Here is a 24,384-nt window from a genome sequence, read left to right on the forward strand (position 1 = left end):
CCGGGAGTGGGCCGGTTCGGAAAAGGGCGCACGGACCGCCCTCCGTGGGACTCTTCGCGGACTGGACTTGCGGCGCCTTGCGAATCGGGTTTTTATGCCGATCATTCACCCCACGGGAGGCATGATGATCGTCAGAAAAGCCATCGTCTTCGGGTTTTTGGCGTGGGCCGCGGCTTTCGCGACTACGCCCTCATCCAGCGCTTTGGCCCAAGCGGGTCTCAATGAAACTCCAGAGGAAATTGATCAGCGTTTGGGGCCTTGGCTTGATCTGCGGGGCGGGGGAATTTCGATCGGTCGACCGCAAGGTGTCGTCACCACGAATCCCGACGGTACGACGACCGGAGCTTACGGCGCGCTCGCGAATGCGGAGGCCTTGCCCCGGCGGGGCGAAGGCTTTCGTAGCGTAAGTTCCGAGGACGAGAGCGCGGGTGCCGGTCATCTGGTTTCGCTTCTCGTGAACTCGGCGGCGTACATCCATGAGCTTTATCCGGACGTCGAGCTGCATATCGGCGATCTTTCGCGGACGGATGGGGGCTATTTCTATCCTCCACACAAAAGTCACCAGAACGGTCTGGACGTGGATCTGCTTTTCGTCGGCGAAACGCGCTGGCGCTCGGTCTTGGATGGAGAGGTCGTGAGCCCGCGCTTCAACTTCGAAAAGAACTGGGAGTATTGGCGCGCCATCGTGGGGCAGCGCGTGCGCGTGAAGGGACGCGATGAATCCGTCGTGAGTATGATCCTGGTCGATCCGATCATCAAAACGGCGGTTTGCGAATGGGCCGCTCGCGAAGGCCTCGACAAAACCTTAGAGGGCGAAGAGATTTTGCGCCGCCTGCGCCCGACGGCGGGGCATGACGACCACTTCCATATTCGGATTCGCTGCTCACCTTACCATTCGCAATGCGAGGGGGACTTCTCGCCGCCGAAGGTGACGGGCTGTTAAAGCATCGGGGACAACAAGTTCACGGCCCGCGAGCGGATCTGACGAAGCAGCCCGCGCGCCCGGAAGTCTTCGTAACGCAGTTTCTTGGCGCGCGCGAAATCGAAATCCAGCATCCGCTCCACCGCCGCGACGAGCTCCGGATCGTGCGCGATCGCGGTCGCTTCGAAGTTGATGAAGAAAGAACGGGAGTCCAGATTCACCGAACCGACGGCGACCGCGCGATCATCGATAAGGACGACTTTCTCGTGTAAGAAACCGGGCTGGTAGGAACGCAGATCCAGCTTCGCCGCGAGCGCGCGTTCTTGTGACGTCTCGGAAGCGTAGCTGATCCACTTGTTGTCCGTGTAGGAAGGGACCAAGATCCGCACGTCCACGCCACGTAGGACCGCCAGCTCCAAAGCGTGCAGTAAAGATTCCGGGGGGACGAAGTAGGGATTCGCGATCCAGACGCGTTTCTGCGCATTGCGAATCAGATCCAGATGCGCAAGCAAGCAGGGTTCGTTGTCGTCGGCGGGACCCGTCGCGAGCAGCAGGGCGCGGCAGTTTTTGGCGGAAGGTCGGGGCGTCCAATCCAGATCGGGAAGCGCCTCCATGGCCCAGTACCAGTCCTTCACGAAGCACAATTGCGCGGAGAGCGCGGCGGGACCTTCCAAGCGCAGGTGCGTGTCCCGCCAGGGACCGATATGCGGGTATTCACCCAAGTAGTCGTCGCCGACGTTGAAGCCGCCGGTGAACGCGATTCGTCCGTCGACGACGACGATTTTGCGGTGATTGCGGAAGTTTACTTGCACGCGCGAGGTCCAACGTTTCATGCCGCGGAATTCGGCGTAGCTCACGCCCGCGGCCTCGAACTTTTTTAAAAACGCGGTCGAAAGCTTCGTTCCCACGCCGTCGTAAAGAAAGTAGACCTTCACGCCTTCGCGGGCTTTTTTGCGCAGCAGCTCCGCGAATTTTCCGCCCAGTTTGTCGTCACGGAAGATGTAGAATTGAAACAGCACCGAATGTTTGGCGTTTTCGATGGCTTCGAAGATGGCGGCGAAAGTTTCTTCGCCGTCGATGAGCAGCCGCAGACTATTGCCGTCGGTGTAGCCGGGTTGTTTGGTCAGGCCCGCGATGCGGTGAAGGGCCTCGAAGCCGGGTTCAGGGGCAACGACGGCCTCTTGGATTTTGCGGACCTCGTCAAGCTCACGTTGGGCTTCGGCATCCAGGTGCCGGCGACTTTTCACGTAGCCGTAGAATTTGTTGCGTCCCAGGAAAAGGAAAAAGGGCACGGTGAAAAACGGAATGGTCAACAGCGCGACGACCCACGCCGCCGCCCCTTGGGGCGTGCGCGAGCGCCATAAAGCGAAGATCGCGCACAGAACGCCGACGACGTAGGCGCAGAAAATCAGTGCGGAATAAGTGCGTAAAGCAAGGTCGGGAAGCCAATCCGGCATTTTTCGATCATTTCAGATATTTCAAAAAAAGTAACCCGAAGTTCTAGGCATCGAACTTCGGGTCATCTGGTGGATCTCGTAAGATCGACCTCTTGTGACTTCTGCTAGAAAGCTGAATACGCAATTCAAACTTCACAGTCGTCGGCGTGGTGTTGCTTTTCGAAAGAGGTTTTCCGATTTACTTTTTCTTCTTCGGAGCTTTCGCTCGTCAGATTTTTTATGAATCGTTCCACTTTTCTTTCGTGATTTGCCTTCGCAACCTCACGCCTGTTGATGAGAGCAACGCGGGTGCCACGTCCCGCGGGAAGGGTTTGGGACAAGGGACGGGTAAAACTCCCGGAGGGTCGGGTAGGGCCTGGGGCGAATTGGCGGTCTTAGACTGAGATACGCGGGTAAAGCTTCTCTTTAGAAAATGCGGTCTTTGCTTCAGAAAAAAACCCGAAGTTCACGGGGAACTTCGGGTCAGTTGGCCTTCTTGTTCTGAAGGAACAGAGTTCTTAAAGAACAAGACGACCTGTGACTTTTACGATGAAGCGAAGCCTCATACGTCATGGATTGTCACAATGAACTCACCGGAAGCAAGTTCACGGACAGACACCTGAGCAAGTCGAGTGCCATGGGTTCGCGTGGCGATTTCGGACATAGGTAGCCGCTTACTTCTTGAAACGCGCCGCGAAACTTCTCCGTCGTTATCTACGGAACATCGATGGCGTGGATTTGCGCGCGCGCTTCTGACGGGGCTTCTTCTTCCAGCCAAACTCCTCGATGTCGATGGAGCCATCTTTGGCGACGAGGACGCCTTCCTTCTCGAGCATGCGCTTCTGCAGCCGAAAGTGCGTGGAGCCCTTACGAAAAGCGATCTCCCCACTGGCGCGCAGCACCCGGTGCCACGGCAGCTCATACTCCTCCGAAGACGAGTTCAAAATCCAAACCACGCCACGACTGGCGCCCGGCCTCCCAGCCAACTCCGCGACCTGCGAATAACTCGCAATCTTCCCTTTCGGAATTGCCCGAATCACTTTCACGACGGCCTTGGTAAATTCAGTCAAAAGGTACCTTCTTCCCTTTGGTGTCGCAGCTGCGTTACGGAAGGTACCTTCTTCCTTTTGGTGTCGCAACCGCGTTATCGGACGGGCTGGACGAGCTGGGCGGCTTGGGGGAGGGCGGTGGTGGCCGCTCTGCGTTTCGAGAAGTGAGCGGCTACCTTTTGGCGGTCTTGAGTCTTTGCGCGACGGCGAGCGGGAGCAGCATCAGGAACAGGAGCGCGATCATCTGCCCGGCCGAGGGCGGCTTCGGGAGTGTCATCGAGTGCACGGTGCCGCAACCGCCGAGCATGGGATCTTTCCCGAGCTCGTTGCGCGGATAAAGATAGGCGATCCCGTCGATGTCGTCCTGGCCCAGGGTGAAGTTCGTTTTGTAAGCGACGTTGTAGTACATCAGCGCGTCCATGTCCTGCGAGTGGCCGAGGCCGATGGCGTGCCCCATCTCGTGAGCGAGAACGACCTTCACTTTATCGAGGCTGAGACGCGCGATATTCGCATTGCCGGCCGAGGCGTTGAGCGAGATGAGTGCGCTCGTGATGTACTCGCCGGAGCCGGGCGCGGTCGACGCCACACCGGGTGAGGAGTCCTGCGCGGGCCCGCCGCTCGCGTAGTTCGTGTCGCAGATGATCGGGATGGGGTATCCGCGCGTGGTGGCGGAGGTGTCTTCATCCAGAACGAGTTTCAGTCCCGAGTTCGAGATCGAATTCCAAAGCGCGATCGAGTCCTCGATCAGTCCGCGCACGTTCACGCCGTTCGGACAGTTCGCGGGGTTGAAGGTGAGTTTGATTTCGTTCGTCTGCCAGCCCTTGAAGCCGGGGGTGGTCCACACGAGCGTGTAGGCGTGGGCCGTGAAACTCGAAAACAGAAGGGCGAAGGTGAGGATCAGTTTGCTCATGATTTAGTCCCGCAGGTTGTAGCCGTAGGCCAGGAAAAGGTTGAAGCTGCGACGGCTCGAGGCGAGCCCCTCCGTGATCAGGTCAAACGAGACGCGATGGGCTTTCTTCGAGTAGCCGACTCCGCCGGTGAGCGTGAGGGTTTTCGTTTCCACGCTGCGATCCGGAAGCCCGAAGGTGGACATGCCGCTGCCGTTGTTGAGCTGAACGGTGCCGCCCTTGCCTTTCGAGGAGCGGCTCAGAATCCCGGGCCCGAAGGACCAGTCCCAACCACCGCGCCCCATGTTCGAGCCGTAGGGAAGGCTCAGGTGCCAGGTCGTGATGTCGGCGGCCTCGCCTTGGGCTTTGCGCGGGACGAGCGTGTAGGCGAGCGAGGGCGAAACGTAGCTGTCGCGCCCGAACTCCCAATCGTATTTCAGAAAAAGGGGATAACTGGAGGTGCCAAGGACCGAAGGTTTGCCGTCGATGGTGTTCGTGATCTTGCCGATGGAGTTTTCGGAAAGCAGTCCGAAGCCGAGGTAGAAGGCGCTCCGCTGAAACGCATGCGCTGGGGGCGCGAAGGCCGTGGTGGAGGCGAGCAGAAGGAGCGCGGCGAGGGCCGAGAGGTGGTGAGTCATTGAAACTCCCATTCTCCGGGAGTCTGGGGAGGGCGCAAGGCCAGGGCGGCCGAAGGTCGAGGCTTGCGTTTCGCCGAAAAGCCCCTATATTCAGCGGAGTTCACTGGTTGAGCGGCGGAACGAAGTGCCCGCGCCGGCAAGACTGGGGAACGCACACGGTGGGGGCGACATGGCTTCGACGTGGGTGTTGAAACATCAGGAGCATTCCGGGGAGTATGAGGACCTCGTTAAAAACATGCACACTGTAATTGGCAACGATTACGCACTTGCTGCTTAATTAGTTTTAAGCGCACGGAGCCCACAGATTCGGACTGTGATTTGTGAAGCACCGTCATTATGCAGTCTCGGGTTCAGTTGCTCTCTGAAGGGCTGAACCTTAAATACACTTTGGGGAGGGTCCTCACAGATTTTGTCTGTGGAAGCTGAGGGGACTAACTATCAAAACATAGACTAAGAATGTAGCGCCTGATCGCGGATCGCTTGCGGACGCGGGTTCGATTCCCGCCGCCTCCACCAATTTTTTAAACGCATTTTCGTCCGCAGTTTGTCCGCCAGCTCCAAAAGAAAAGGAGCTGGCGGTGATTATTGCTTGTGCGTCTGATGTTGCTCCGCCTGTTGAGTTGGCGAGAGTCGAACAAGAACGGGTTCTACCTAGAAGAGACTCTCCTTCGCAGAATGAAGAAAATCGCCATCGCGGCAGCCACCGTGCCGCATACTTTTAACCAATCCAGGCCGCGCAGAGGCGTTAAATGAAGCGGCTCTGCCAGCCACTTGGTTTGAATGAGCAGTACGGAGCACAGGAGCGATACGGCAGCGACGATGTTGGCCGTTCGTGATTTTCCTTTGGTTAGAAAAACGGCAAGCCCCGCGCTCCAAAGGGGCAGAAGGGCCATTATCTTGGCTCGTCCATGATTTGCGTCAGAGTTTTCCGAGAGTCCCGTCACGAATGAAATGATGAGTGCGGTCGTTACAGCCAATCCGACAAGTAAAACAAGTAGTGCATCCCTCCTATCGAAAAATGAAACTCGCCGCTCCGGCGCGCCGTCGTTCTCGGAGGTGGCTGCCTGCTGGAACGCGAACAGTGCCGTCGGATGAATTATCAATTCTAACCAGACAATGTGCGCGGGCCGATATAGGAGCGGATAACCCAATAGAGGAACAATTGCAGCCGACAGCACGAAGGGGATATGGAACAGCAAAAGATACTCGAAGCTCAAACGTAGATTCGAGAAAAGCTGACGGCCCTCTCGAATCGCATTGACGATCGTGCTGAAGTTGTCGTCGCTCAAGATTATGGAAGAAACTTCTTTTGCGCTCCTCGATCCTCTGACTCCCATCGCGATCCCAATGTCCGCAGCCTTGAGAGCCGGAACATCGTTCACACCGTCGCCCGTTACGGCGACGATCTCGCCGAACGACTTTAGGGCTTCGACGACCCGAAGCTTTTGAATTGGATTGCAGCGAGCAATAACATCCGCGCTCCGGAGGAAGTCGGGGTTTGCCTTGAGCCAATCCGCCTCAAACTTTTCAGGATCAGATTCCGCTGAAATCACGATAGGCTGACCTTTTCCTAGCCCGATATCCTTGGCGATTGCAGCTGCTGTTTGAGGGTGGTCGCCGGTAATCATCAAAACTCTGATTCCATTTTTCCCGCAGTATTCGATAGCCGGGTGAACCTCGGGGCGCGCAGGGTCCTCGAAGGCAAGGAGACCCGCGAACTGAAACCCGGAATCTGGCTCTTTCCCGTTACGCAGCTCTGTGGCCGTCACTTCACAAAATCCGACCGCTAAAAGCTTATGCCCATCCCGCGCCCAACTCGAAGTTCGGTCGAGCCACTTGTTTCTTTCTTCGCTCAAAAGCGTGCACTTCGACAAGATCGTTTCCGGCGAGCCTTTCATGGCGCAAAAAGCGCGGCCTTGATTTTCGAAGAAGGCCGTTTCCCTCTTGCGGTCTTCAGTGAATGGAATCACGCGCGTTCGCAGCGGAGTTTTTAGTTCTCGTTCCTTTGATAGGGCAAAAATCGCCTGATCAACTGGATCAGTTCCGTCAGGGTTCGATGCCGCGCCCGCATAGAAAAGGACTTCTGGCTCCGAGAGTGGACTGGCTGCATCGACATGGGTCAGCTTGAGCTGGCCAGCAGTAATCGTTCCAGTTTTATCGGTACAAATTTGAGTGATTCGCCCGATATTCTCGACGGAGACTGCGCGCCGAACTAAGGCTCCTCGTTTCGCTAGCCGGTAAACACCGACTCCGAGGAAGAAGGAGAAGACGACTGGAAACTCCTCCGGGATTGCGGCCACCGCGAGGGTGGCGGCACTTAAGAGAGCATCCAGCCATCCGTGTCCCTGATAAACTCTGATAAAGGCGAGAATCAGGCAGAATGCGGCAGCGGCGTAGATCAGCCCTTTGGTTAACTTCGCGATGGAATGCTGGAGGGCAGTGCGTTCGTGAGTGATGGCGGAGACCGACTGCACGATTTCGCCATAGGAGGTCTCTTTTCCCGTGAACAGGACGCGGAGGAGGCCGCTTCCCGTAAGTACCCGCGTTCCGGCAAAGCCCAGCGAATCGGAATCAATGAGTGCCTCTTGTGCGGATCGAAAAGCATCGAAGGGAATCGTTCTCTTGGTGATCGGAAACGCTTCTCCGGTAAGCACCGACTCATCCACTTGAAGCGATTCAACGCGTTCCCAGAATCCATCCGCAGGTAGAAAATGATTCTCTGAATCCAGGACAACCAAATCGCCAGGAACGATATCGTGCGAGTCAATCCGCAGGCGTTTCCCGTCACGGATCACCACGGCTTCCGCAGCTAACTGGCCCTTGAGGGAGGCGGTGGATGCCTGGGTTCTCCAGTGGAGAAAGGCATCCATGAAAAGCAAAGGAATGGTCGCCACGAAAAGAATGATCGCCTCCTGGCGATCGCCGACAAAAAAGAAAGCCGTGCCGATACCAACCAGGAACCAGATCATCGGGTCCTTGATGGTATCCAGTAAAAGCTCAAGCCAGGGATTTCCAGTGCGTTCAATGATCGCATTGGGTCCGAAGCGCGAACGTTGGGAAGAAACTTCAGCAACGCTCAGGCCAGTGGGCGCGCCGTTCAGCCCGCCTAAATTCTCAAGAGAGATTTTCTTTTTCACGGCCTTCCCTCTCCTCGCTAGGTCCTAAAAGATCTTCCAGGAAAAATGCCGCGAGTTCGGAGCGGCCCGATAGGCCCGACTTCTCGTAGATGGCGGTGGACTGCGTCCGCGCGGTTTTTTCTGATGTCTTTCGAATCTCCGCGATTTCTTTGAGGCTCAATCCTTTCAAGAGAAGAAAGGCGACTTCCTTCTCGGAGATTGTCAGTTTCCAAGACGTCAGTTGACGCTCGATTTCTTGGGAGAGGCCTTCAATGTGGACTCGGGCTTGTTTTCGCCACTGTTCGGCTTCCGCTTGGAGGCCGCTCGACTTGAGAACTTCAGCAGCCAAGGACCGCTTCAGTGCGAATGAGCCTCGAAGAAGGAAAACAACGCCTGCGAGAGCCGCTAGAGCAACAAATCCTTCCGCAGCCAAATGCCACCAACGGACGCCTTCCCTGGAGTCAGTGAAGAGGTCGGTCCCAACAAAGATGGCGGTTCCCAGGAGGATCGTGATTATGACCCAGCGTTCTCGGTTGCTCATGCGGGCGCCTTTCTAGTCGTCATCGTCTTCGTGCTCGGCGCCTTCCTTCGTATTTCCCTGATGCTCCTCGGACTCATTCTCTCCAAGTTGGAGTTTCACACCAAAGACGCTGGTCGTTGCCTGGGCGGCATCGTAGTTCTTATAGATGTGAAAGGCAAATAAGCCAATGATTCCCGCCATTCCCATGGCCACAAATCTGTGGGAACTTGCGATAGGTGACGCTCCCTCTTCGTTGTCTTTCCTTCCGTGAATCATACTGAGGGCGATTCCATCCCGGTGGCGAAGGCTGTGCAGAACAAGGCCGGCAACGTGCGCCACCACGACAAAGGCAAAGGCGTTGGCCATGAGCTCGTGGATGTCTTCAAAGGCCTCCTTTTGACCCGAAGCCATCAGGTAGCCGGTGACGCCGAGCCCGAGCGCGAGGCCCATCATGGCGACCGCGGCCCAGGCCGAGGCCGGATTGTGCGCGAAGTAGGTTCGCCCTTTCGTGCTCAAAATCTCGCGGAAGTACCCCATCAGCCGCAGGGGATTCAGCGGGAACGAGGAAAAGCGGGCGTAGCGAGATCCAAAGATTCCCCAAACTACGCGAAGCAGCGTTGTGACGAACAGGATCATTCCCAGCAGCATGTGCTGGGAAAACCAGGGGGATTCGTCATCGGTCAGTTGTGCGATCGCATAAGCAGCGACGAATAGACCGGCAAAAAGCCAGTGAAAGAGTCTTGTAGGTAGATCGTAAACTTTTGATTTGTTCATGGAGCCTCCCTTTACCTGTCTCAATCATGGGCCTGACTCAGGGTTCTGGCCATGGGACAAATGCCCAATGGCCAGTAAAAACAAAAGCTTAGGGCTTTTGCCCTATGGCTAGATCGAGCCATCGGAAGCATCTTTGGTAAAGGGCAACGGTGCCCCAATAAACCAAGGAGTGATCCATGAAAATCGTAACCTTACTGACCGCCCTGCCGCTTCTGCTGAGCTCCCCGGCCTTCGCCAAGAAGAACTGCACGGAAGAGCCCCAATCCAAGTGGATGACCGAGGAGGCCTTCAAGAAGAAGGTCACGGGGGAGGGCTACAAGATCAGAAAGTTCAAGCAGCCCGGCACCTGCTACGAAATCTACGGCACCGACAAAGAGGGCAACGAGGTTGAGATCTATTTCAATCCCGTAGACGGCAGCATCGCGAAGAAAAAGTGAAATCATCGGCGGGGGCATTGCCCCCGCCATTCTCCTAAGGAGGGAACGCTATGTTGATTGCGATTTTTTTAGGTGTGTTTGGAATCTGGATGGCCATTCTGACTGCGATTCGGATCTCTCTTGAAGGTGGTTGGAGCCGCAGAAAAGAGGGCGATGAACCTCGTGGTCAAGCGATGCCGACGAAAGAGCGGGCTGGCTTGAACTTGCATCTCGCCGCGAAGCCCTCTGTTAGGCAGGCATTCAGCGATCTCTGGCAGGAGATCCTGAAAGGCGCGTAGCGGAGGGTTTTTCCCGAAGCAAAAATGCCTGACCCCATTTGGAGGACTGCGAGTCCTTGATGAGCTGAAGTTGCGCGATTCTGACCGTCTGGACAAGGCGCGGGAGGTGCCCTGCCGCTGCGGCGATCAAGACGATGATAAGAGCTGCTTCTACAAGTTTATTGAACCCCATTGGGACCTCCTTCGGTTTGTTGGTTTTCTTCTAGATGGCGTTTGACGATTGCTCCGATGGAGCTGTGAAACCATTTCTTGCCATTTCGTGTAGGCACCCGTTGGTCATTTAGTGCGCGAGCAATGGCTGTGAAGCTCTTCCCTGCCTGCCAGAGGCAGATGACCTTGAGGACGTTTTTGTATTCGCGGGGTTCCTTGACGAGCTTGCCTTCGAGCCAAGCGAAGCCATACGGGATGATCGGGGAGCGCATTTTCACTGGCGGTTTGATTTTGGACGCTTTGGTTTTTGAGGCGTTTCTAAGTGGCAGGCCCCGGCGGTTCAGTGCCTCGCGAATCGAGGATTTTGCGAAGCCAGTTTTCTCTTCGATCTCGCGTAAGGAGTATCCGGCCTCGTAAAGAGGGGCACAAACGTCAAAGATGCGGTCTTTCGTCTTTGGGAAAAATCGAATAATATCGTGAGGGATAGGTGGCCGCCGGCATGGTGTACTTAGCCGTGCTCCGCCTCCACCAGTTTTGTTTTCGCCCGCTAGAAAACCCTAAAAGGCTTTCATCCGACGAGGTTTCCTCCAGAGGAAATGGGCGTTTTGAGTTAGAGTGTTGCCTCATGAAAAAGACATTTAGCCTCAGATCTGAAGTTCACCGCCCGGACCGGGTCGTCGAATCCGTCAAAGCCGAAATCAATAAGTACCTCGCTCGCGAGCGCCGCAAGAATTTGCCCGAGGGAGCCGATGTCTGGGACTTCGACTGCAAGTGCGGAGTCTCGGCCGAGACCGCCGAAACTGTGTTTGTCGGCGAACTTGGAAAATCGGTGGATGCAGTTTTCGCGACGGATTCTGAAAAGGTCTACGTCGAGATTCTCGCAAAACCTGCGGTTCGCACCAGAAAATCTTCAGCTCAACGAGATGAGTAAGGATCATTCCGTGCAACAAGTAAAAGACGAGAGCGCAAAGCTCATCAGAGCGCATCTCCAAGAACTCCAAAAAATGAATGAAGAACTCGGCGGAGTCCACATCGCGCGCCTCGACGGATCCGTCGCGGTCATCGGGATCAAGGGTGGCGAGAAGAACATCATCTTCAAAACGAGTTTTGTGAGCGACGTTGAGGGTAAACTTCTCGATGCGCAGATCCTGATTCAAGACTTGCTGGAAGAAGAAGGAATCGAGGCACTCTCGGAGTTCGACCTCAATTTGGCTTTGAACGACACCGGAAGAAAAAGCTGATTCCATGTCCAAACTGCGCAAGGAGCTCGTCAAAAAGTTAGAGCGTATCCCGGGCCTGGAAGATCGGCCACCGAAAGTCCCTGGGGCTCAGCGGTTCTTTATAAAGACAAAGAGATCGCCCACTTTCACGACGACAACGAGATCGATGTCCGCCTGACCAAACAACTCATTCGCAGCGAAGGTCTGATCCATCCCACCGATTCCAAGATCCACAAGAAAAGGGCACCGAGCTCGCAATGGATGGAGCTTCGATTCCTCAAAGCCAAAGATGTGGATGAGGTCGTAAAACTCTTCAAATTGGCTCTCGAGCAGTATTGATTCGCATAGGCGAACTCCGTGGAGGAGTCCGCCCTCTATCTCTACTAGTTGCGTAGAGGAACTTGCGGGAAGTCAACCGGCACTCCGAATGCGTTGTTCGTGTAGTTCGTGAACACGTTCAGTGCCACATGCGCCAAGATCTCTGCGACTTCTTCATCATTGAAGCCAGCTGATTTCACCGACGCAACATCAGCATCAGAAATTTGACCGCGTGTTTGAACCAAGCGGCCTGCGAAAGTCAGCGCCGCCTGAGTGCGGGCATCGCTTGCCTCGCCGGCTTGGGCGGCCTTTATCTCGGTCGGAGTTGCACCTGCTTTGCCGCCCAGGACCGTATGGGCCGCCAAGCAGTACTCGCAGCGGTTTAGGTCCGCCACGTACACCGCGATTTTTTCGCCCAGCTTCGCTCCTAATTTGCCTTTGCTGAGTGCGCCGAATGCGCCCCACATGCTTTCCAGTGCCGCCGAGGAATTGCCGATGGCCAGGAACATGTTCGGCACTTTGCCGAACGCCTTTTCGATTTGCTCGAACGTCTTTTTGTGACTGCCTGTCGTCTCTTGCGGGTTTTTCAAATTGATTCTGCCCATATGCTGCCTCCTAGGCTTGTTTTTGGGTTTGTGTTCTTTCAGAAAGTTTCGTGACGATTTCGACCAGTTGTTCCGTTTGGATGATCCCGAAGTGCTTCACCACGAGCTCGCCCTCGCGATCGATCACGAGCGTGCTCGGTGTGCCCTGCAGGTCGTAGGACTTCATCGTTTCTGGGAGGCGTTCGCCCGCTCGCGGTTTGTCGATCGCGACCGGAAACGGAAGGCGCCACTCATCGATGAAAACTTGCAGCGCGGCCTCGGTCATCACGTCGTGATGTTCGAAAACCGTGTGCAGTCCCACCACCTCGACATCCGTTCCGCGGAATCGATCAAACAGCTCCACCGTCTGTGGAATTCCGTAGTACACGCAGCCGGGGCACAGCATCTGGAACGCATGGATCACCTTGACCTTCTCCGACGCCAAATCGAGGTCGTATCCCGCCGGAGCGTTCAGCCATTTCTCTATTTTCAGTGGAAGTGCTTTCATGTTTACTCCTCTCCACGGCTTCGATTATTGTGAAATCGCCCGCGAGAACAAGTGGCTACAAAACGGTAGGGTAGGCACCAAACGGTGCATCTTGGGGATTCGACAGTGGATAAAAAATTTGAGGTCAAATTTCTGGTCGAGGACATCGTTGGATGCAAGTGGTCGATGTCGATCCTCGATATGGTCGACAAAGGTATCAACCGGCCCGGCGCCATGGTGCGCGAGCAGGACGGACTCACCACGAAAGTTCTTAACGAGCGACTACGCAAACTGCAGAAATATCAAATTCTCGATAAGATCGAGCATCCCGAAGTTCCGCCGCGCGTGGAATATGTCTACACCGACTTCGGACGGAAGTTTCTAGACATCGTGATCGCCATTCGTAAACTCGAAGACGAGATCGCCCCCAAGAAAACCTCAGCCGGAGAAGCCCCATGAGTCGTTTGCGCGTCGAGAGTTTTGCGATATCCATGGACGGATACGGGGCCGGTCCCGACCAGTCCCTGGAAAATCCGCTCGGCATCAACGGCAAAAACTTGCACGAATGGGTTTTTCCGACCCAACACTTCCGGAAAATGATCGGTCAGCCCGATGGCACCACCGGTATCGACAATCAGTTCGCCTCGCGTGGATTCGATAACATCGGCGCGAACATCATGGGGCGCAATATGTTCGGTCCCATCCGCGGCGATTGGCCCAATCACGAATGGGAAGGGTGGTGGGGCGACAACCCTCCTTACCACTCTCCGGTTTTCGTACTGACCCACCACGCGCGTCCGCCGCTGGAGATGGACGGGGGAACGACCTTCCACTTCGTGACCGACGGTATCGAATCCGCACTCGCGCAGGCGCGCAAAGCCGCCGGGGGGAAAGACATTCGCCTGAACGGCGGCACCTCCACCGTTCGTCAGTACCTGCAGAAGGGGCTCGTCGACTACATGCACTTGGCGGTGTCCGCGAAGCTTCTGGGCGCCGGCGAAAACCTTTTTCACGGACTGGATTTGCCGAAGCTCGGCTACGCGGTCAAAGAGCGCGTCCACGGCGAAAACGCGACCCACGTGATCATCGAGAAGACGTCATGACGCTCAACCACGTTCATCTCGGCACGAAGGATCTTTCGCGGATCTGCCGCTTCTACGAAAGCTACTTCGGCTTCACGAAGAAATTCGATCACGGCTCCGGCGTCTTTCTGACTGACGCCAAAGGTCTTCTGATCGCCATCGACCCCGTCGCGGAACTGCCGCAACTTCCCGAATGGTACCACCTCGGATTCTGCCTCGACTCTGCGGAGCAGGTTTTTTCGATCTACGAGAAAATGAAATCATCCCGGGAAAACATCGTCCGCGACATGCGCGCCGAGGACGGGGAGTTCGCCTCTTTCTTTGTCAAAGATCCCGACGGCAACAAACTCGAAATCAGCTGGCATAATGAGTAGACCCGTTGAATGAGTTCCGGCCAACGAGGATTTATGGAAAAGAAAATCGAAGAAGCGAAACGACTCCGCGAAAACAAACAGCCGGAAGAAGCGATGCGACTTCTGGAAACGCTTCTGCAATCCCACCCGAACGACCCCGATTTGAACTACCAAATGGCATGGACCTGCGACTCGATGGGAAAAGAGTCCGCGGCCGCGCCCTATTACGAAAAGGCCATCGCGAACGGACTGACCGAAGATCGCAAAGGCTGCTTCCTCGGTTTGGGCAGCACTTACCGCTGCCTCGGCGCGTACCAAAAGTCTTTGGACGTCTTCGACCAAGCGCTCAAAGAATTTCCGGAGGAGCGCTCATTCAAGGTCTTTCGGGCTTTGACCCTCTACAATCTCGGCAAAGCGGAAGAGTCCGTCCGCGAGCTCCTACTTCAGCTGATCGACACGACCACGGACGACTCGATCAAGTCCTACGACAAGGCCCTGAGATTCTATTCCGACAAGCTCAATCAAACCTGGACGTAACCCGGAGGGAACGTAAACGATGCGAATTTTTCTCGCCGGAGCCACCGGGCGTACGGGACGACAGATCTTGCAACAGGCGAGGCCTCGCGGCCACCAAATCACCGCGCTCGTTCGGGGCGGCGCGGATCGTCTGGAGCCCGCGGAGTCTTGGTTGCGGATTCTCAAAGGTGATCTTCTCGATCATCCGAATCTCGCCGAGATCGTCGCGCATCACGACGCCATCATCACCGCGCTGAGCAGTTCGGTGATTGAAGCCGCGACCCTGAAATTGATCGACGCTGCGCAGACCGCGAAGGTTCCGCGCTTCCTCGGCTTAGCCGGCGGGGGAATTTTGCAACTCGATGCTCACAGCTTGCGTCGTGATCGCCCGGGATATCCCGCGTCCTTTCGGACTTCCTCGGAAGGGCACTTGCGAGCGTGGAAAGCGCTAGAGGCCTCGACGCTGGATTGGACCCTCGTCTGCACACCCGATCTGTTGGACACTCCCGCGACGGGACGTGCGACCGCACTCGCGGACTTTATGCCCCAAGGTGGAAAATCGGTACCTCGCGCGGATGTCGCGGCGTTTATGATGACCGAGCTTGATCAACCGCGATTTTCCCGCAAACGTGTCGGTCTGACGGTTTAAGCCCACAAGATCCGTCCACACCGAAAGACCGGAGACCGCATCATGATCCACAAAAACACGATCTGTCTGATGTACGACAAAGACGCCGAAGAGGCCGCGCGCTTCTACGCGAAGACTTTTCCGAACAGCTCCGTCGGCGCCATTCAGCGCGCTCCCGGCGACTATCCGTCGGGCCGGGCCGGCGACGTCTTAACTGTTGAGTTCACCGTGCTCGGCACTCCGTGCATCGGCGTGAACGGCGGAACCTACTTCAAACACAGCGAAGCCTTCTCGTTCCAAATCGCCACCGAAGATCAGGCCGAAACCGACAAATACTGGAACGCGATCGTCGGCAACGGCGGTAAAGAAAGCCAATGCGGCTGGTGCACCGACAAATGGGGACTCTCGTGGCAGATCACTCCGCGCACGCTGACCGAAGCGATGACGAACGGAGGCGACGAAGCGAAGAGAGCCTTTGCGGCCATGATGCAGATGAAAAAGATCGACGTCGCGGCGATCGATGCCGCCCGCCGGGGCTAGGCCCACTTGGTGGGAGCAGGCCGATGAAGAAAGGATCGCACGGGAACTACGCGGACCTGAGTTTCACGTCGTAATGAAATCCTTCTTTGAGCAAAGAGTCGCGCAGGGCTAGCTCGATGAGGCCCGTTTCAGGCAGGCCGAGTTTTTTGGCGATGCGTGAGGCTCGAGTGGGGGAAGGAATCCGCCGACCTTTTTCGAGGTCATTCAAATTCTGTACGGAGAGACCGATCTTTTTGGCGAAAGCGGTTTGGCTCAGCTCTTCTCCTTCGCGCCAAGCCCTCAAGAGGCCGCCAAAGGTCAAAGCGCCGTGCTGTTTTTCCAGCTTTTCGAAGTATGATTTAGTACTCATGTTTGTTCACCTCTAAGAGTTCGATGTGCACGTGGTCCTCGATCACGCGGTAGAACAGTCGGTACGATCTGTTCATACGAACTGATCTTTCGCCGCGACGTTCGCCCCTCAGTGGTTCGTCGTGAAATCCGGGGGATTTCATGACTTCGGCCAAACCTTTCGATTCCACCAAGAAAACCCAGAAAACCACTTTCTTCCGGATGAGGTCCGGTGCCTTCTTCAGTTGCTTTTCGAAGATTCTGCTCCTCGAAATTTTTGTGAGGACTTTCATCCCACCTCCTGATTTACTTCAATATGAAGTAAAAGTAAAGTTGCTGTTGATGAGGCAAAGCAGTTCCCGAGCCGTTGTAGGTTCGAAGTTCTCAATGAATGGGCAAAAGGAGAGAAGTGAAAGGGCCGAGTATCGGACCTCAGCGTTCCTAGCTTACATAAATATATGAATACTAAGGAGTTTTTAAGCACACCAAAAACTGCTAGATAATAAACCAACCAGTTGGTATATTATTACCCATGGCCCGCCCGACGAAGTCCGCGACACGAAAACCCGCCAACGAAAAGCTGCTCGAAGCGGCCTTCGGACTCATCCGCACGAAGGGGTACTCGGCGACGACCGTCGATGAGCTTTGCCAAGCGGCGGGGGTCACGAAGGGGACGTTCTTCCACTACTTCGAAAGCAAAGAGGCGCTCGCCATCGCGGCCGCGGATCATTGGTCCGCCGTCACCGGAGGGTTTTTCAAAACCGCGCCCTATCATGAGCCCGCGGATCCGCTTGATCGCTTCATCGGCTACATCGAATTCCGCAAACAAATTCTTCACGGAGCCGTTCCCGAGTTCACCTGTCTGGTCGGCACGATGGTGCAGGAGGCCTACGAGTCGCACCCCAAACTTCGTGAGGCTTGCGCGAACAGCATCTTCACCCACGCCGCCGTCGTCGAAGAGGACATCCGCGCGGCGAAAGCGAAACATTGTCCCGACGCGGATTTTGATCCGCGCAGCCTTGCGGTTCATACGCAGGCCGTGCTTCAAGGCGCGTTCATCCTGGCGAAAGCGACCGAGAGTAACGCCGTCGCCGTCGAAAGCCTGGATCACCTCATCCGATACGTTCGATTCTTGTTTTCCGAACCCCAGCCCAAAGGAAAAACTCGTGAGCAAATCGCAAATTGAAATCGAAGCGACGATCAAAGCTGACGCCAACAAAGTCTGGGAGTATTGGAATCGCCCGGAGCACGTGACCAAATGGAACTTCGCCAGCCCCGACTGGCAATGCCCTTCGGCCGAGAGTGACTTGCGTCCCGGCGGCAAATTCAAATCGCGTATGGAAGCCAAAGACGGAAGCTTCGGCTTCGACTTCGAAGGCACCTACGACGACGTCGTCGCGCAAAAGAAAGTCTCGTACACGATGCCCGATGGTCGCAAAGTGGTGACTACGTTCGAGAAAACCGGCGACGGCACCCGGATCAAAACCCTCTTCGATCCCGAAACGGAAAATCCGATCGAGATGCAGAAAGAAGGCTGGGCCGCGATCCTGAACAACTTCAAGAGCTACGCCGAGTCGCATTGATGAATCCCACGATCACGGCGTTTAAGAATTCTCCGGATCGCGGTCAGGGGCTGGCGCGCGACATGGGCGTGCGCTGGGCGCTTGAGGAAGTGGGGCAGCCGTACGACGTGCGGCTCGTTCCCTTTCAGGAAATCAAAGAGGCTTCCCACCGCGCGGTCCATCCGTTCGGAAAAATTCCGACCTACGAACAGGGCGCGCTTGTCCTGTTCGAATCGGGCGCCATCGTTTTGCAGATCGCCGACTCGAAACCGGGTCTTTTCCCGAAAGACCCGAACGGGCGGGCCCGCGCGATCATGTGGATGTTCGCCGCGCTCAGTACCGTAGAGCCGCCGATCGTCGAACTGAGCGCCGCATTTCTGATCGAACGCGATAAGAGCTGGTACGCGGAACGTTTGCCGATGTTGCAAGCGAATGTTCGGCTCCGCTTGGGAGAACTCTCCAAATACCTCGGCGAAAGTGAGTGGCTGGAGGGCGAATTCAGCGCGGGTGATCTGATGATGGTCTCGGTCCTCAGGCGTCTTAAGCGTTCGGGTCTTCTAAACGAGTTCCCCAATATCGCCTCATACGTTGAGCGGGCGGAACAACGTCCCGCGTTTCAGCGCGCGTTCGCGGCACAGCTCGAAGTCTTCAAGGAAAACGAGAAGGCGTGAGCGATTCAGTTTCGAAAACAACCAAAACCAGAAATAGCCGATCACCCCATTAAGGAGACCCCATGTCGAATACCGTTCGCCTGCATCGAGTTCTGATGGCCCCTCCCGACCGTGTTTACCGCGCTTTCGTCGATGCCGATGCCATGTGCCGGTGGCTTCCGCCGAACGGTTTCACCGGCAAGATCCACAATATGGATGCGAAGGTCGGCGGTGAATACAAGATGTCGTTCACGAACTTTACGAACATGAAAAGCCATTCCTTCTTCGGCAAGTACGTGGAGCTGACGCCCGGTGCGCTCGTGAAATACACGAACCGATTCGAAGATCCGAATCTGCCCGGCGAGATGCAGGTCACCGTGCGCATGAAAAAGGTGATGATGGGAACCGAGATCGAAATCACGCAGGAGGGCGTTCCCGCGATGATTCCGCTCGACGCCTGCTACGTCGGCTGGCAAGAGTCGCTCTTGGCGCTCGCGAAGTTGGTCGAGCCCGAGATCAATCAGTAACGATAAGATTCTTGGCGATCCGGTCGATGGGCCGGATCGTCTTTTTCCGGGACGTCATCGCCTGGACTCTCTAGACTCTGGTCATTCTGTCCAGAAGCTTGGCGAAAAAGCGAAAATTCGCCGCGCATGAGCGCTCGGAAAACCGCTCCCAGGTTCGATTTCCCCAACATTTTCTGGCCCTTTCTGACGATAAAGAGGATCGACGGAGAGGAGCCCAAATGAGCTTAAACTATCAGAAAAAGAAAGATTCCGATGATCACGGCAGTCTATGGACGTCGTACTCGGATCTATTCATGGGGCTCTCGTTCGTCTTTCTGCTTTTGTACGTGACCGCCAGTCTGCGCGCGGGCACCAGCGGAATTCAGCAGCAAATCATGGCCCGCAAAGTGGCGATGGAAAACGAAGATCTGAAGAATCAGCTCAAAGTCTACGATGCGCTGAAGAAGGACTACCTCGAAACCGACGCCTCGGCGGATGAAGCGAAGATGTACGAAGATCTGATGGGAAAATTGGATCTGCTGCAAGATGAAGCGAAGACCGAGAAAGAAAAACTGCTGCAGGCCTCGAAAGAAAACGCCCAGAAGGAAGTGGCGCTCAACAAATACCAGCAGATGATCCGCAACGTGATCAATTCGAACGCGGTCGCGAAAGCGCGCATCAAAAAGCGGAACGTGATCATCGACGCCCAGGACGAAGAGATCCTCGAGCAAGGGGCACAGATCGAAGATTTGGAAAGTTCGGTGGCGGAAAAGCGCAATCAAATTGCCGCGCGTGAAAAACAAATCGAAGACATGAACGCGTCGCTGACCGAGCGCATGAACGACCTGAAGAAAGCCTTCGCCCAGAATAAACTCACCGAGAAAAAGTACCAAGAGCAGCTGAAAAATGCCAAAGCCGCGCACGCCAAACGTATGGGTGAGCTAGCCAACCAGCAGAAGGCCGCCGAGCAGCAGCTGTCCGCGATGAACGCGCAGCTCGAACAAACCGAAGGTCTGTTGGGCCAAGCCGAAGGGAAAAACCGCGCCTTGGCGTCGCAACTTGAAGGGGAGCGCGGGGCGTTCGAAGCGAAAGTGGCCCAGATGCAGGGAGAGTTCGCAGCCCAGCAGGGGCGCGATCGCGCGGCCTTCGAAGCCGAGCTCGGAAAAGAAAAGCTGAACGCCCAAGGCCGCGCGGCCAAAGAAGCCGCCTACCGGGCGGGGGTCGCCAAGAAAGAGCGTGAGCTGGCCGACAAGATCGCGGGTTTGAAGAACGAACTCATCGGCACCTCGGCGGAGCTCGCGAAGGCGAAAGCCGAAATCGACGCGCGCAAGAACGTCGCGAAACAGATGAAGGATGCCTTTGCGAAAGCGGGCGTGAAGGCCGAGATCGACGGCGTGACGGGCGACGTGACCCTCGACTTCGGCGACAACTATTTCGATACCGGGCAGGCCGACATCAAACCCGAAATGGCGCAGATCCTGCGCAAGGCCTTCCCGGTCTACGCGAAATCCCTCATGGAGAACAAGAACCTGAGCGGCAAGATCGAGTCCGTCGAGATCGTCGGTTTCGCCTCGCCCACCTACCAGGGACGGGTCATCGATCCGCGAAGCATGAAGCCCGAGGACCGCAAAGCTGCCGAATATAACATGGATTTGAGTTACCAGCGCGCGCGCTCGATTTACCAGTTCGTCTTCAACCAAGAGAAGATGCAATTCGGTCACCAGAAGGACGTCCGCAACCTCGTGAAGGTTTCGGGGAAGAGTTTCTTCGAGGCGAACAAAGTCGATCGCAACGTGGCTTCCGAGAGCGTCGGGAGCTTCTGCAAAAAGTACGACTGCAAAAAGTCACAAAGAGTTTTGATCAAGTTTAATGTGAATCCGAAGTAAACGAGGTGTTTTATGTTCTCTGAGATGGTTACGAATCTCATGAAAAGCGGCATTCTGACCTTCGCGGTCGAAATGCTTCTGCCGCTGATGGTGCTGACGTTCGTCGTCGGTTCCGTCGCGCGCATCCTGGTGTGGTACACGGTCAGCCGTCATGCTTGGTTCGCGAAAGAATTCGAGAAACGGGTCAACAAATTCATCGAGTCCGAGCAGCCGGGCGACGTGAAAAACGTCTCGTTCTACGCGCTGACGAAACAGCAGCTCGAGAAAGCCTTCTACGAGGCCTTCGAGATCCGCGATCGGATGCATCGTCGTAAGGGCGATAAGATCATGATCGCCGCCGACCGCATCTATTTGGTTAAGCAGGGCTGCGCGTGGCTGGTCCGGGATATCCTGAAACAGGTGAAGTTCCTGAAATGGCACGACAACAACCCGAAGCTGATCAACATCACGAAGGCGACATTTCAGCAGAACCCCTGCTTCAACCGTCTGTTCGGTTTCATCCCGGTGGGTAGCCTGAACGACGTTTTGAGCATTCTTCCCGGTATGTTCGTCATCGGCGGGATCTTCGGAACGTTCATGGGGATCGTGAACGGTCTGCCGAAACTCGGCGGTATGGACATCAACGACGCCGAAATGTCGAAGCAGATCATGGACGGTTTCCTGTTCGAAGTCTCGTTCGCGATGAACAGCTCGATCATGGGGATCTTCCTGTCCGTTCTGATGACGTTCCTGAACACGATTTTCTCTCCGGACAAGGTGTTCTCGAATATGGTCGATCGCTTCGAAAACTCGCTCGATCTTTTGTGGTACCGCAGCGATAACAACGACTATCCCCGCGACGTCGAAGCTTTCGACGAGCACCGCGATCCGGCCGAAGCGCTGGCGAGTGAGTCGCTCAACCGCGAAATTTCGAAAGGCGCGCGAAGTCGCGATTTGGATGATCTCAAGACCCGGAAGACCAAAGCCTCGTAGGACCTGAATGTCGAAGTTCCAGACCGTTTGCCTTATTCAAACCGGTGTCGCCGAAGAGGTGAGCTCTCGTATTTACGAGAGCTTTCCTATTTCTATCGGTCGCTCCAGCGAGACGGCGATCGGAATCGCGGATCCCGGCATCAGCCGGATGCATGCGGAACTTCGCCTGAAGAAAGGGCAAATCTGGGTCGTCGACATGGGATCGGCGAACGGCACTTTCGTGAACGGGGAGCGGATCGAAGCGCAGACGCCGGTGTTGTGCAATCCCGACGATCTGATCGAGCTGGGTACGCATCGTATCCCGCTCCGTCTACAGGTTTTCGAGAAGGCTTTTGAACGCAAACAAATCGCGGATGCGAACATTTCAAGCGAAGAGAAGAACCGCATCCTTGGCCTACTGGATGCCGCCCATGCGGAAATCAAACGCATCGGGGAGGTCTTCCAGGCGAATCAGGCGCAAGCCCAAGCGCTGACGGAAGAAAAGATCGCCAATCAATTACGAGAGGCGCAAGAGAAGGCCGACGAAATCATCCGCTCGGCACAACTGGACAGCGAAAATATCCGTCAGGTGGCGCGCGCGCAGCATGACTCCGTGGTCGGCGCGGCGGCGGGGGATGCGCAGGCGACCGTTGACCAAATGATTCGCGAGGCGACGGAGCAATCCGAAATGATCGCCAACAGCATCATCGACCAAGGCGAGGCGAAGCTGGCGGCCATCACCGAAGCCCGTCGCCAGGAATTTGAAACCATGATGAGCGAAGGCCGCGCGCAACTGGCGGAGTTACGTCGCCAGGACGAGGAGCGCGCGGAACAAGCGGCCCTCATCGCCGCCGAAGAAATCGAAGCGCGTCGGACCGAGATCCTGCGCGTCGCCGAAGAAAAGGCCACGGCGACTCTCGGTGCCGCGGTCGCGGAATCCGAGCGCGTGAAATCGCAAACCGAAGCCATTTACCAAGCCGAAGTCGATCGCGGGATGCGCGTCGTGGCCGAGCATAAGCTACGCACCGAAGAGGAGATGTCCGCCCGGGTCGAGCAATCGCAGGTCATGCTCAAGAATGCGGTCGAGAAGTCCGCCGAGCTCATCGGCAATGCCGAGCGAACCTCGAAGGCTCAGCTCGAAGACGCCGAAATGAAGTCGACCGCGATGCTGAAGGTCTCGCGTGAGGATTCGACGCGGCTTTTGGAGAAAACACAGAAAGAGATTCTTGAGCAGTTCAGCGTTCACCAGAACGATATGCAGCGACTGCGTCAGCAGACCGAGGCAGACCTTGAAGAAACCACGGCCAACTTGAAATCTTTGAAAGAGGCCGTCGACATCGTGACCTCGGAGCTGACAGAGCTTGAAGAGAAACTTGGAAGCACGCGCGAAGCGCTACAACGGACGACGGCTTCGCTGACCGCCAAAGAGTCCGAAGAAGTCGCCATCGACAAGAAACGGGCCGCGGCCGAAAAGCAGGTGGGCGATCTCGAAGCACGTCGGGAAAAGCTGAGCGCGGAGTTCGCCGAACTTCAGAAGCGCCACGGCGATGTGGCGGCGGTCATCAATTCTAAACAGGAAGAGTGGGACGCGAAGCAGGCCCGCTTGGAAGCAGAATTCGCGCAGCAGCAAGCTAAAACGCGGGACGAGGTCGCGGCCTACCGCGAACGCGAGATGGGCATCGTCGACAAGCTGAAACTGGAAGAGCTCGAAGCCCTGGCCGTCACTCGGAGTGAAGAGGCGGCGAAGATCGACAATCACCGGGCCGAAGTCGTTTCCGAGCTTCTGAAAGTCACCGAGGGGCACTTCCTGGCGAAGTTGCGCCCCGTGCTCCCGAGCTCGTTTGACTGGCGTACGGTTTCGGATCCGCTGCACGCCGAGATGAAGGATGAGCTGGAACGCTTGGTTTACGACATTTCCCGTCGTGAGCGTGCGCCCGTGGAAGAAGTTCAGCTGACGGCGAATCAGCAGCGCCTCTTGAAGCGTACGAAGCAAACCGGTCTGGCGGTGGGTCTGGCTTTGGTTTTACTACTGCTGATTCCGGGAACGCGCGGGATTTTGCTCGATGCGGTTGGCCTGGGATCGGGTGCATCGGCGGCCGACAAATACGCGCACGAGATGCAGGTCGAACGCGAGCGCCGCTGGCAGCCCGAAAAAACGCGTGCGTGGAAAGAGTCCTACACCGACTCGGTCCTGTTCACGGAAGGTTACGTGCAGATGAAGCTCGACTCCCAAAGCCAAGAGAAGTGGATTCGTGAGCTGCACTCTTATCTTTACGGCAAGTTACGGGTCGACGAAGACTCGATCATCAAGATCGTTTCGCTCGAAGCGGCCCTGATCGCGAATCTTAACGAGCAAGCGGGGCAAATTCACCCCGATTACGTGGCGGAAAAGACGGCCCGCATGCGCGAAACCGAAGCCGAAGCCCTCGTCGAGATCAAGAAGCTGCTGGGCAAAGAGCGAAACGTCGAAAAGTTCCAGAAGTTCTCGCAAGATTACTACTACAACGAATACTTGCTGCGTCTGCCCGCGAACGAAACGCCGGAATCGCCGCCAGAGTCGCCGTGAC

Annotated in this window: 30 protein-coding genes, 1 other RNA gene and 1 pseudogene; 20 read left to right on the forward strand and 12 right to left on the reverse strand. The window is 56.2% G+C overall.

Going from position 1 to position 24,384, the window contains the following annotated elements:
- The first annotated feature begins 121 nt into the window (after positions 1 to 121).
- Entirely contained in the window at positions 122 to 943 is an 822-nt protein-coding gene (locus KF767_00255; protein MBX3016289.1) for a penicillin-insensitive murein endopeptidase, read from the forward strand.
- Here the strand turns inward: KF767_00255 and cls are convergent.
- The 4 genes from cls to KF767_00275 form a co-directional block, all read right to left on the reverse strand.
- Positions 940 to 2,379, reverse strand: coding sequence for a cardiolipin synthase (gene cls / locus KF767_00260; GenBank protein ID MBX3016290.1), 1,440 nt, complete (start codon positions 2,377 to 2,379; stop codon positions 940 to 942). The two genes, KF767_00255 and cls, sit on opposite strands and share 4 nt — an antisense overlap.
- A gap of 689 nt (positions 2,380 to 3,068) precedes the next feature.
- Positions 3,069 to 3,428 carry an MGMT family protein gene (locus tag KF767_00265; protein MBX3016291.1) on the reverse strand — a complete coding sequence of 120 codons (360 nt, stop codon included), beginning with the start codon at positions 3,426 to 3,428 and terminating at the stop codon, positions 3,069 to 3,071.
- Positions 3,429 to 3,579: 151 nt separating this feature from the next.
- The gene (locus KF767_00270; protein MBX3016292.1) at positions 3,580 to 4,317 is read right to left on the reverse strand and encodes a matrixin family metalloprotease; all 738 of its coding nucleotides are present in this window, start codon (positions 4,315 to 4,317) and stop codon (positions 3,580 to 3,582) included.
- A 3-nt stretch (positions 4,318 to 4,320) separates the two neighbouring features.
- Positions 4,321 to 4,932, reverse strand: a complete 612-nt coding sequence (locus KF767_00275) for a hypothetical protein (GenBank protein ID MBX3016293.1) — start codon at positions 4,930 to 4,932, stop codon at positions 4,321 to 4,323.
- 160 nt (positions 4,933 to 5,092) lie between these two features.
- Between KF767_00275 and ssrA the strand changes: the two genes are divergently transcribed.
- Positions 5,093 to 5,448: a transfer-messenger RNA gene (ssrA, locus tag KF767_00280) on the forward strand.
- 131 nt (positions 5,449 to 5,579) lie between these two features.
- On the opposite strand, the gene KF767_00285 is transcribed toward ssrA, so the two are convergent.
- Genes KF767_00285 through KF767_00295 form a run of 3 tightly spaced genes read right to left on the reverse strand, consistent with a single transcriptional unit; the run spans position 5,580 to position 9,342 of the window.
- A complete protein-coding gene (locus KF767_00285) occupies positions 5,580 to 8,069 on the reverse strand; it encodes a cation-transporting P-type ATPase (GenBank protein MBX3016294.1) in 2,490 nt (829 codons plus the stop codon).
- Positions 8,047 to 8,589: a hypothetical protein gene (locus KF767_00290; protein MBX3016295.1), complete on the reverse strand. Its 543-nt coding sequence runs from the start codon at positions 8,587 to 8,589 to the stop codon at positions 8,047 to 8,049. The genes KF767_00285 and KF767_00290 overlap by 23 nt, the downstream gene beginning before the upstream one ends.
- 12 nt (positions 8,590 to 8,601) lie before the next feature.
- Positions 8,602 to 9,342 (reverse strand): cytochrome b/b6 domain-containing protein, encoded by a 741-nt coding sequence (locus tag KF767_00295; GenBank protein ID MBX3016296.1) that lies wholly within the window; start codon positions 9,340 to 9,342, stop codon positions 8,602 to 8,604.
- Between the two features lie 176 nt (positions 9,343 to 9,518).
- On the opposite strand from KF767_00295, the gene KF767_00300 reads away from it, so the two are divergent.
- Both KF767_00300 and KF767_00305 read left to right on the forward strand, forming a co-directional pair.
- Positions 9,519 to 9,779, forward strand: coding sequence for a PepSY domain-containing protein (locus tag KF767_00300; GenBank protein MBX3016297.1), 261 nt, complete (start codon positions 9,519 to 9,521; stop codon positions 9,777 to 9,779).
- A 50-nt stretch (positions 9,780 to 9,829) separates the two neighbouring features.
- A complete protein-coding gene (locus KF767_00305; GenBank protein MBX3016298.1) occupies positions 9,830 to 10,057 on the forward strand; it encodes a hypothetical protein in 228 nt (75 codons plus the stop codon).
- A 158-nt stretch (positions 10,058 to 10,215) separates the two neighbouring features.
- Here KF767_00305 and KF767_00310 read toward each other — a convergent pair whose 3' ends face one another.
- Positions 10,216 to 10,479, reverse strand: a complete 264-nt coding sequence (locus KF767_00310) for a recombinase family protein (GenBank protein MBX3016299.1) — start codon at positions 10,477 to 10,479, stop codon at positions 10,216 to 10,218.
- Positions 10,480 to 10,694: 215 nt separating this feature from the next.
- Here KF767_00310 and KF767_00315 point away from each other — a divergent pair, with 215 nt between their 5' ends.
- From KF767_00315 to KF767_00325, 3 genes and pseudogenes are all read left to right on the forward strand, one after another.
- Entirely contained in the window at positions 10,695 to 11,138 is a 444-nt protein-coding gene (locus tag KF767_00315) for a hypothetical protein (GenBank protein ID MBX3016300.1), read from the forward strand.
- 73 nt (positions 11,139 to 11,211) lie between these two features.
- Positions 11,212 to 11,448, forward strand: coding sequence for a hypothetical protein (locus KF767_00320; GenBank protein ID MBX3016301.1), 237 nt, complete (start codon positions 11,212 to 11,214; stop codon positions 11,446 to 11,448).
- A gap of 36 nt (positions 11,449 to 11,484) precedes the next feature.
- A pseudogene (locus tag KF767_00325) lies at positions 11,485 to 11,766 on the forward strand (DUF5519 family protein).
- Between the two features lie 44 nt (positions 11,767 to 11,810).
- Here the strand turns inward: KF767_00325 and KF767_00330 are convergent.
- Complete coding sequence (locus tag KF767_00330) at positions 11,811 to 12,350, reverse strand: carboxymuconolactone decarboxylase family protein (protein ID MBX3016302.1); 540 nt, start codon at positions 12,348 to 12,350, stop codon at positions 11,811 to 11,813.
- A gap of 10 nt (positions 12,351 to 12,360) precedes the next feature.
- On the reverse strand, positions 12,361 to 12,837 hold the full coding sequence (locus KF767_00335; protein ID MBX3016303.1) for a TlpA family protein disulfide reductase: 477 nt from the start codon (positions 12,835 to 12,837) through the stop codon (positions 12,361 to 12,363).
- A 105-nt stretch (positions 12,838 to 12,942) separates the two neighbouring features.
- Here KF767_00335 and KF767_00340 point away from each other — a divergent pair, with 105 nt between their 5' ends.
- From KF767_00340 to KF767_00365, 6 genes are read left to right on the forward strand one after another with little or no spacing between them, the layout of a single operon-like run.
- Positions 12,943 to 13,275 carry a helix-turn-helix transcriptional regulator gene (locus KF767_00340; protein MBX3016304.1) on the forward strand — a complete coding sequence of 111 codons (333 nt, stop codon included), beginning with the start codon at positions 12,943 to 12,945 and terminating at the stop codon, positions 13,273 to 13,275.
- Positions 13,272 to 13,919 carry a dihydrofolate reductase gene (locus KF767_00345; GenBank protein ID MBX3016305.1) on the forward strand — a complete coding sequence of 216 codons (648 nt, stop codon included), beginning with the start codon at positions 13,272 to 13,274 and terminating at the stop codon, positions 13,917 to 13,919. Before KF767_00340 ends, KF767_00345 begins: the two co-directional genes overlap by 4 nt.
- On the forward strand, positions 13,916 to 14,272 hold the full coding sequence (locus KF767_00350; protein MBX3016306.1) for a VOC family protein: 357 nt from the start codon (positions 13,916 to 13,918) through the stop codon (positions 14,270 to 14,272). The genes KF767_00345 and KF767_00350 overlap by 4 nt, the downstream gene beginning before the upstream one ends.
- Positions 14,273 to 14,305: 33 nt before the next feature.
- A complete protein-coding gene (locus KF767_00355) occupies positions 14,306 to 14,788 on the forward strand; it encodes a tetratricopeptide repeat protein (protein ID MBX3016307.1) in 483 nt (160 codons plus the stop codon).
- A gap of 19 nt (positions 14,789 to 14,807) precedes the next feature.
- Entirely contained in the window at positions 14,808 to 15,416 is a 609-nt protein-coding gene (locus tag KF767_00360; GenBank protein ID MBX3016308.1) for an NAD(P)H-binding protein, read from the forward strand.
- A gap of 42 nt (positions 15,417 to 15,458) precedes the next feature.
- The gene (locus tag KF767_00365; GenBank protein MBX3016309.1) at positions 15,459 to 15,935 is read left to right on the forward strand and encodes a VOC family protein; all 477 of its coding nucleotides are present in this window, start codon (positions 15,459 to 15,461) and stop codon (positions 15,933 to 15,935) included.
- A 46-nt stretch (positions 15,936 to 15,981) separates the two neighbouring features.
- Here KF767_00365 and KF767_00370 read toward each other — a convergent pair whose 3' ends face one another.
- Entirely contained in the window at positions 15,982 to 16,284 is a 303-nt protein-coding gene (locus KF767_00370; protein ID MBX3016310.1) for a helix-turn-helix transcriptional regulator, read from the reverse strand.
- The gene (locus KF767_00375; GenBank protein ID MBX3016311.1) at positions 16,274 to 16,555 is read right to left on the reverse strand and encodes a type II toxin-antitoxin system mRNA interferase toxin, RelE/StbE family; all 282 of its coding nucleotides are present in this window, start codon (positions 16,553 to 16,555) and stop codon (positions 16,274 to 16,276) included. Before KF767_00375 ends, KF767_00370 begins: the two co-directional genes overlap by 11 nt.
- A 239-nt stretch (positions 16,556 to 16,794) precedes the next feature.
- Here KF767_00375 and KF767_00380 point away from each other — a divergent pair, with 239 nt between their 5' ends.
- The 7 genes from KF767_00380 (at position 16,795) to KF767_00410 (ending at position 24,383) form a co-directional block, all read left to right on the forward strand.
- Positions 16,795 to 17,448: a TetR/AcrR family transcriptional regulator gene (locus tag KF767_00380; protein MBX3016312.1), complete on the forward strand. Its 654-nt coding sequence runs from the start codon at positions 16,795 to 16,797 to the stop codon at positions 17,446 to 17,448.
- Complete coding sequence (locus KF767_00385) at positions 17,429 to 17,845, forward strand: SRPBCC family protein (protein MBX3016313.1); 417 nt, start codon at positions 17,429 to 17,431, stop codon at positions 17,843 to 17,845. Before KF767_00380 ends, KF767_00385 begins: the two co-directional genes overlap by 20 nt.
- Positions 17,845 to 18,495, forward strand: coding sequence for a glutathione S-transferase family protein (locus tag KF767_00390; GenBank protein MBX3016314.1), 651 nt, complete (start codon positions 17,845 to 17,847; stop codon positions 18,493 to 18,495). Before KF767_00385 ends, KF767_00390 begins: the two co-directional genes overlap by 1 nt.
- A 62-nt stretch (positions 18,496 to 18,557) precedes the next feature.
- Complete coding sequence (locus KF767_00395; GenBank protein MBX3016315.1) at positions 18,558 to 19,001, forward strand: SRPBCC family protein; 444 nt, start codon at positions 18,558 to 18,560, stop codon at positions 18,999 to 19,001.
- A gap of 218 nt (positions 19,002 to 19,219) precedes the next feature.
- The gene (locus tag KF767_00400) at positions 19,220 to 20,866 is read left to right on the forward strand and encodes a microtubule-binding protein (protein ID MBX3016316.1); all 1,647 of its coding nucleotides are present in this window, start codon (positions 19,220 to 19,222) and stop codon (positions 20,864 to 20,866) included.
- An 87-nt stretch (positions 20,867 to 20,953) separates the two neighbouring features.
- A complete protein-coding gene (locus tag KF767_00405) occupies positions 20,954 to 21,838 on the forward strand; it encodes a hypothetical protein (protein ID MBX3016317.1) in 885 nt (294 codons plus the stop codon).
- A gap of 7 nt (positions 21,839 to 21,845) precedes the next feature.
- Positions 21,846 to 24,383: an FHA domain-containing protein gene (locus KF767_00410; protein ID MBX3016318.1), complete on the forward strand. Its 2,538-nt coding sequence runs from the start codon at positions 21,846 to 21,848 to the stop codon at positions 24,381 to 24,383.
- Position 24,384 lies beyond the last annotated feature (1 nt).

Source organism: Pseudobdellovibrionaceae bacterium, assembly GCA_019637875.1.
GTDB lineage: Bacteria > Bdellovibrionota > Bdellovibrionia > Bdellovibrionales > Bdellovibrionaceae > JAHBUW01.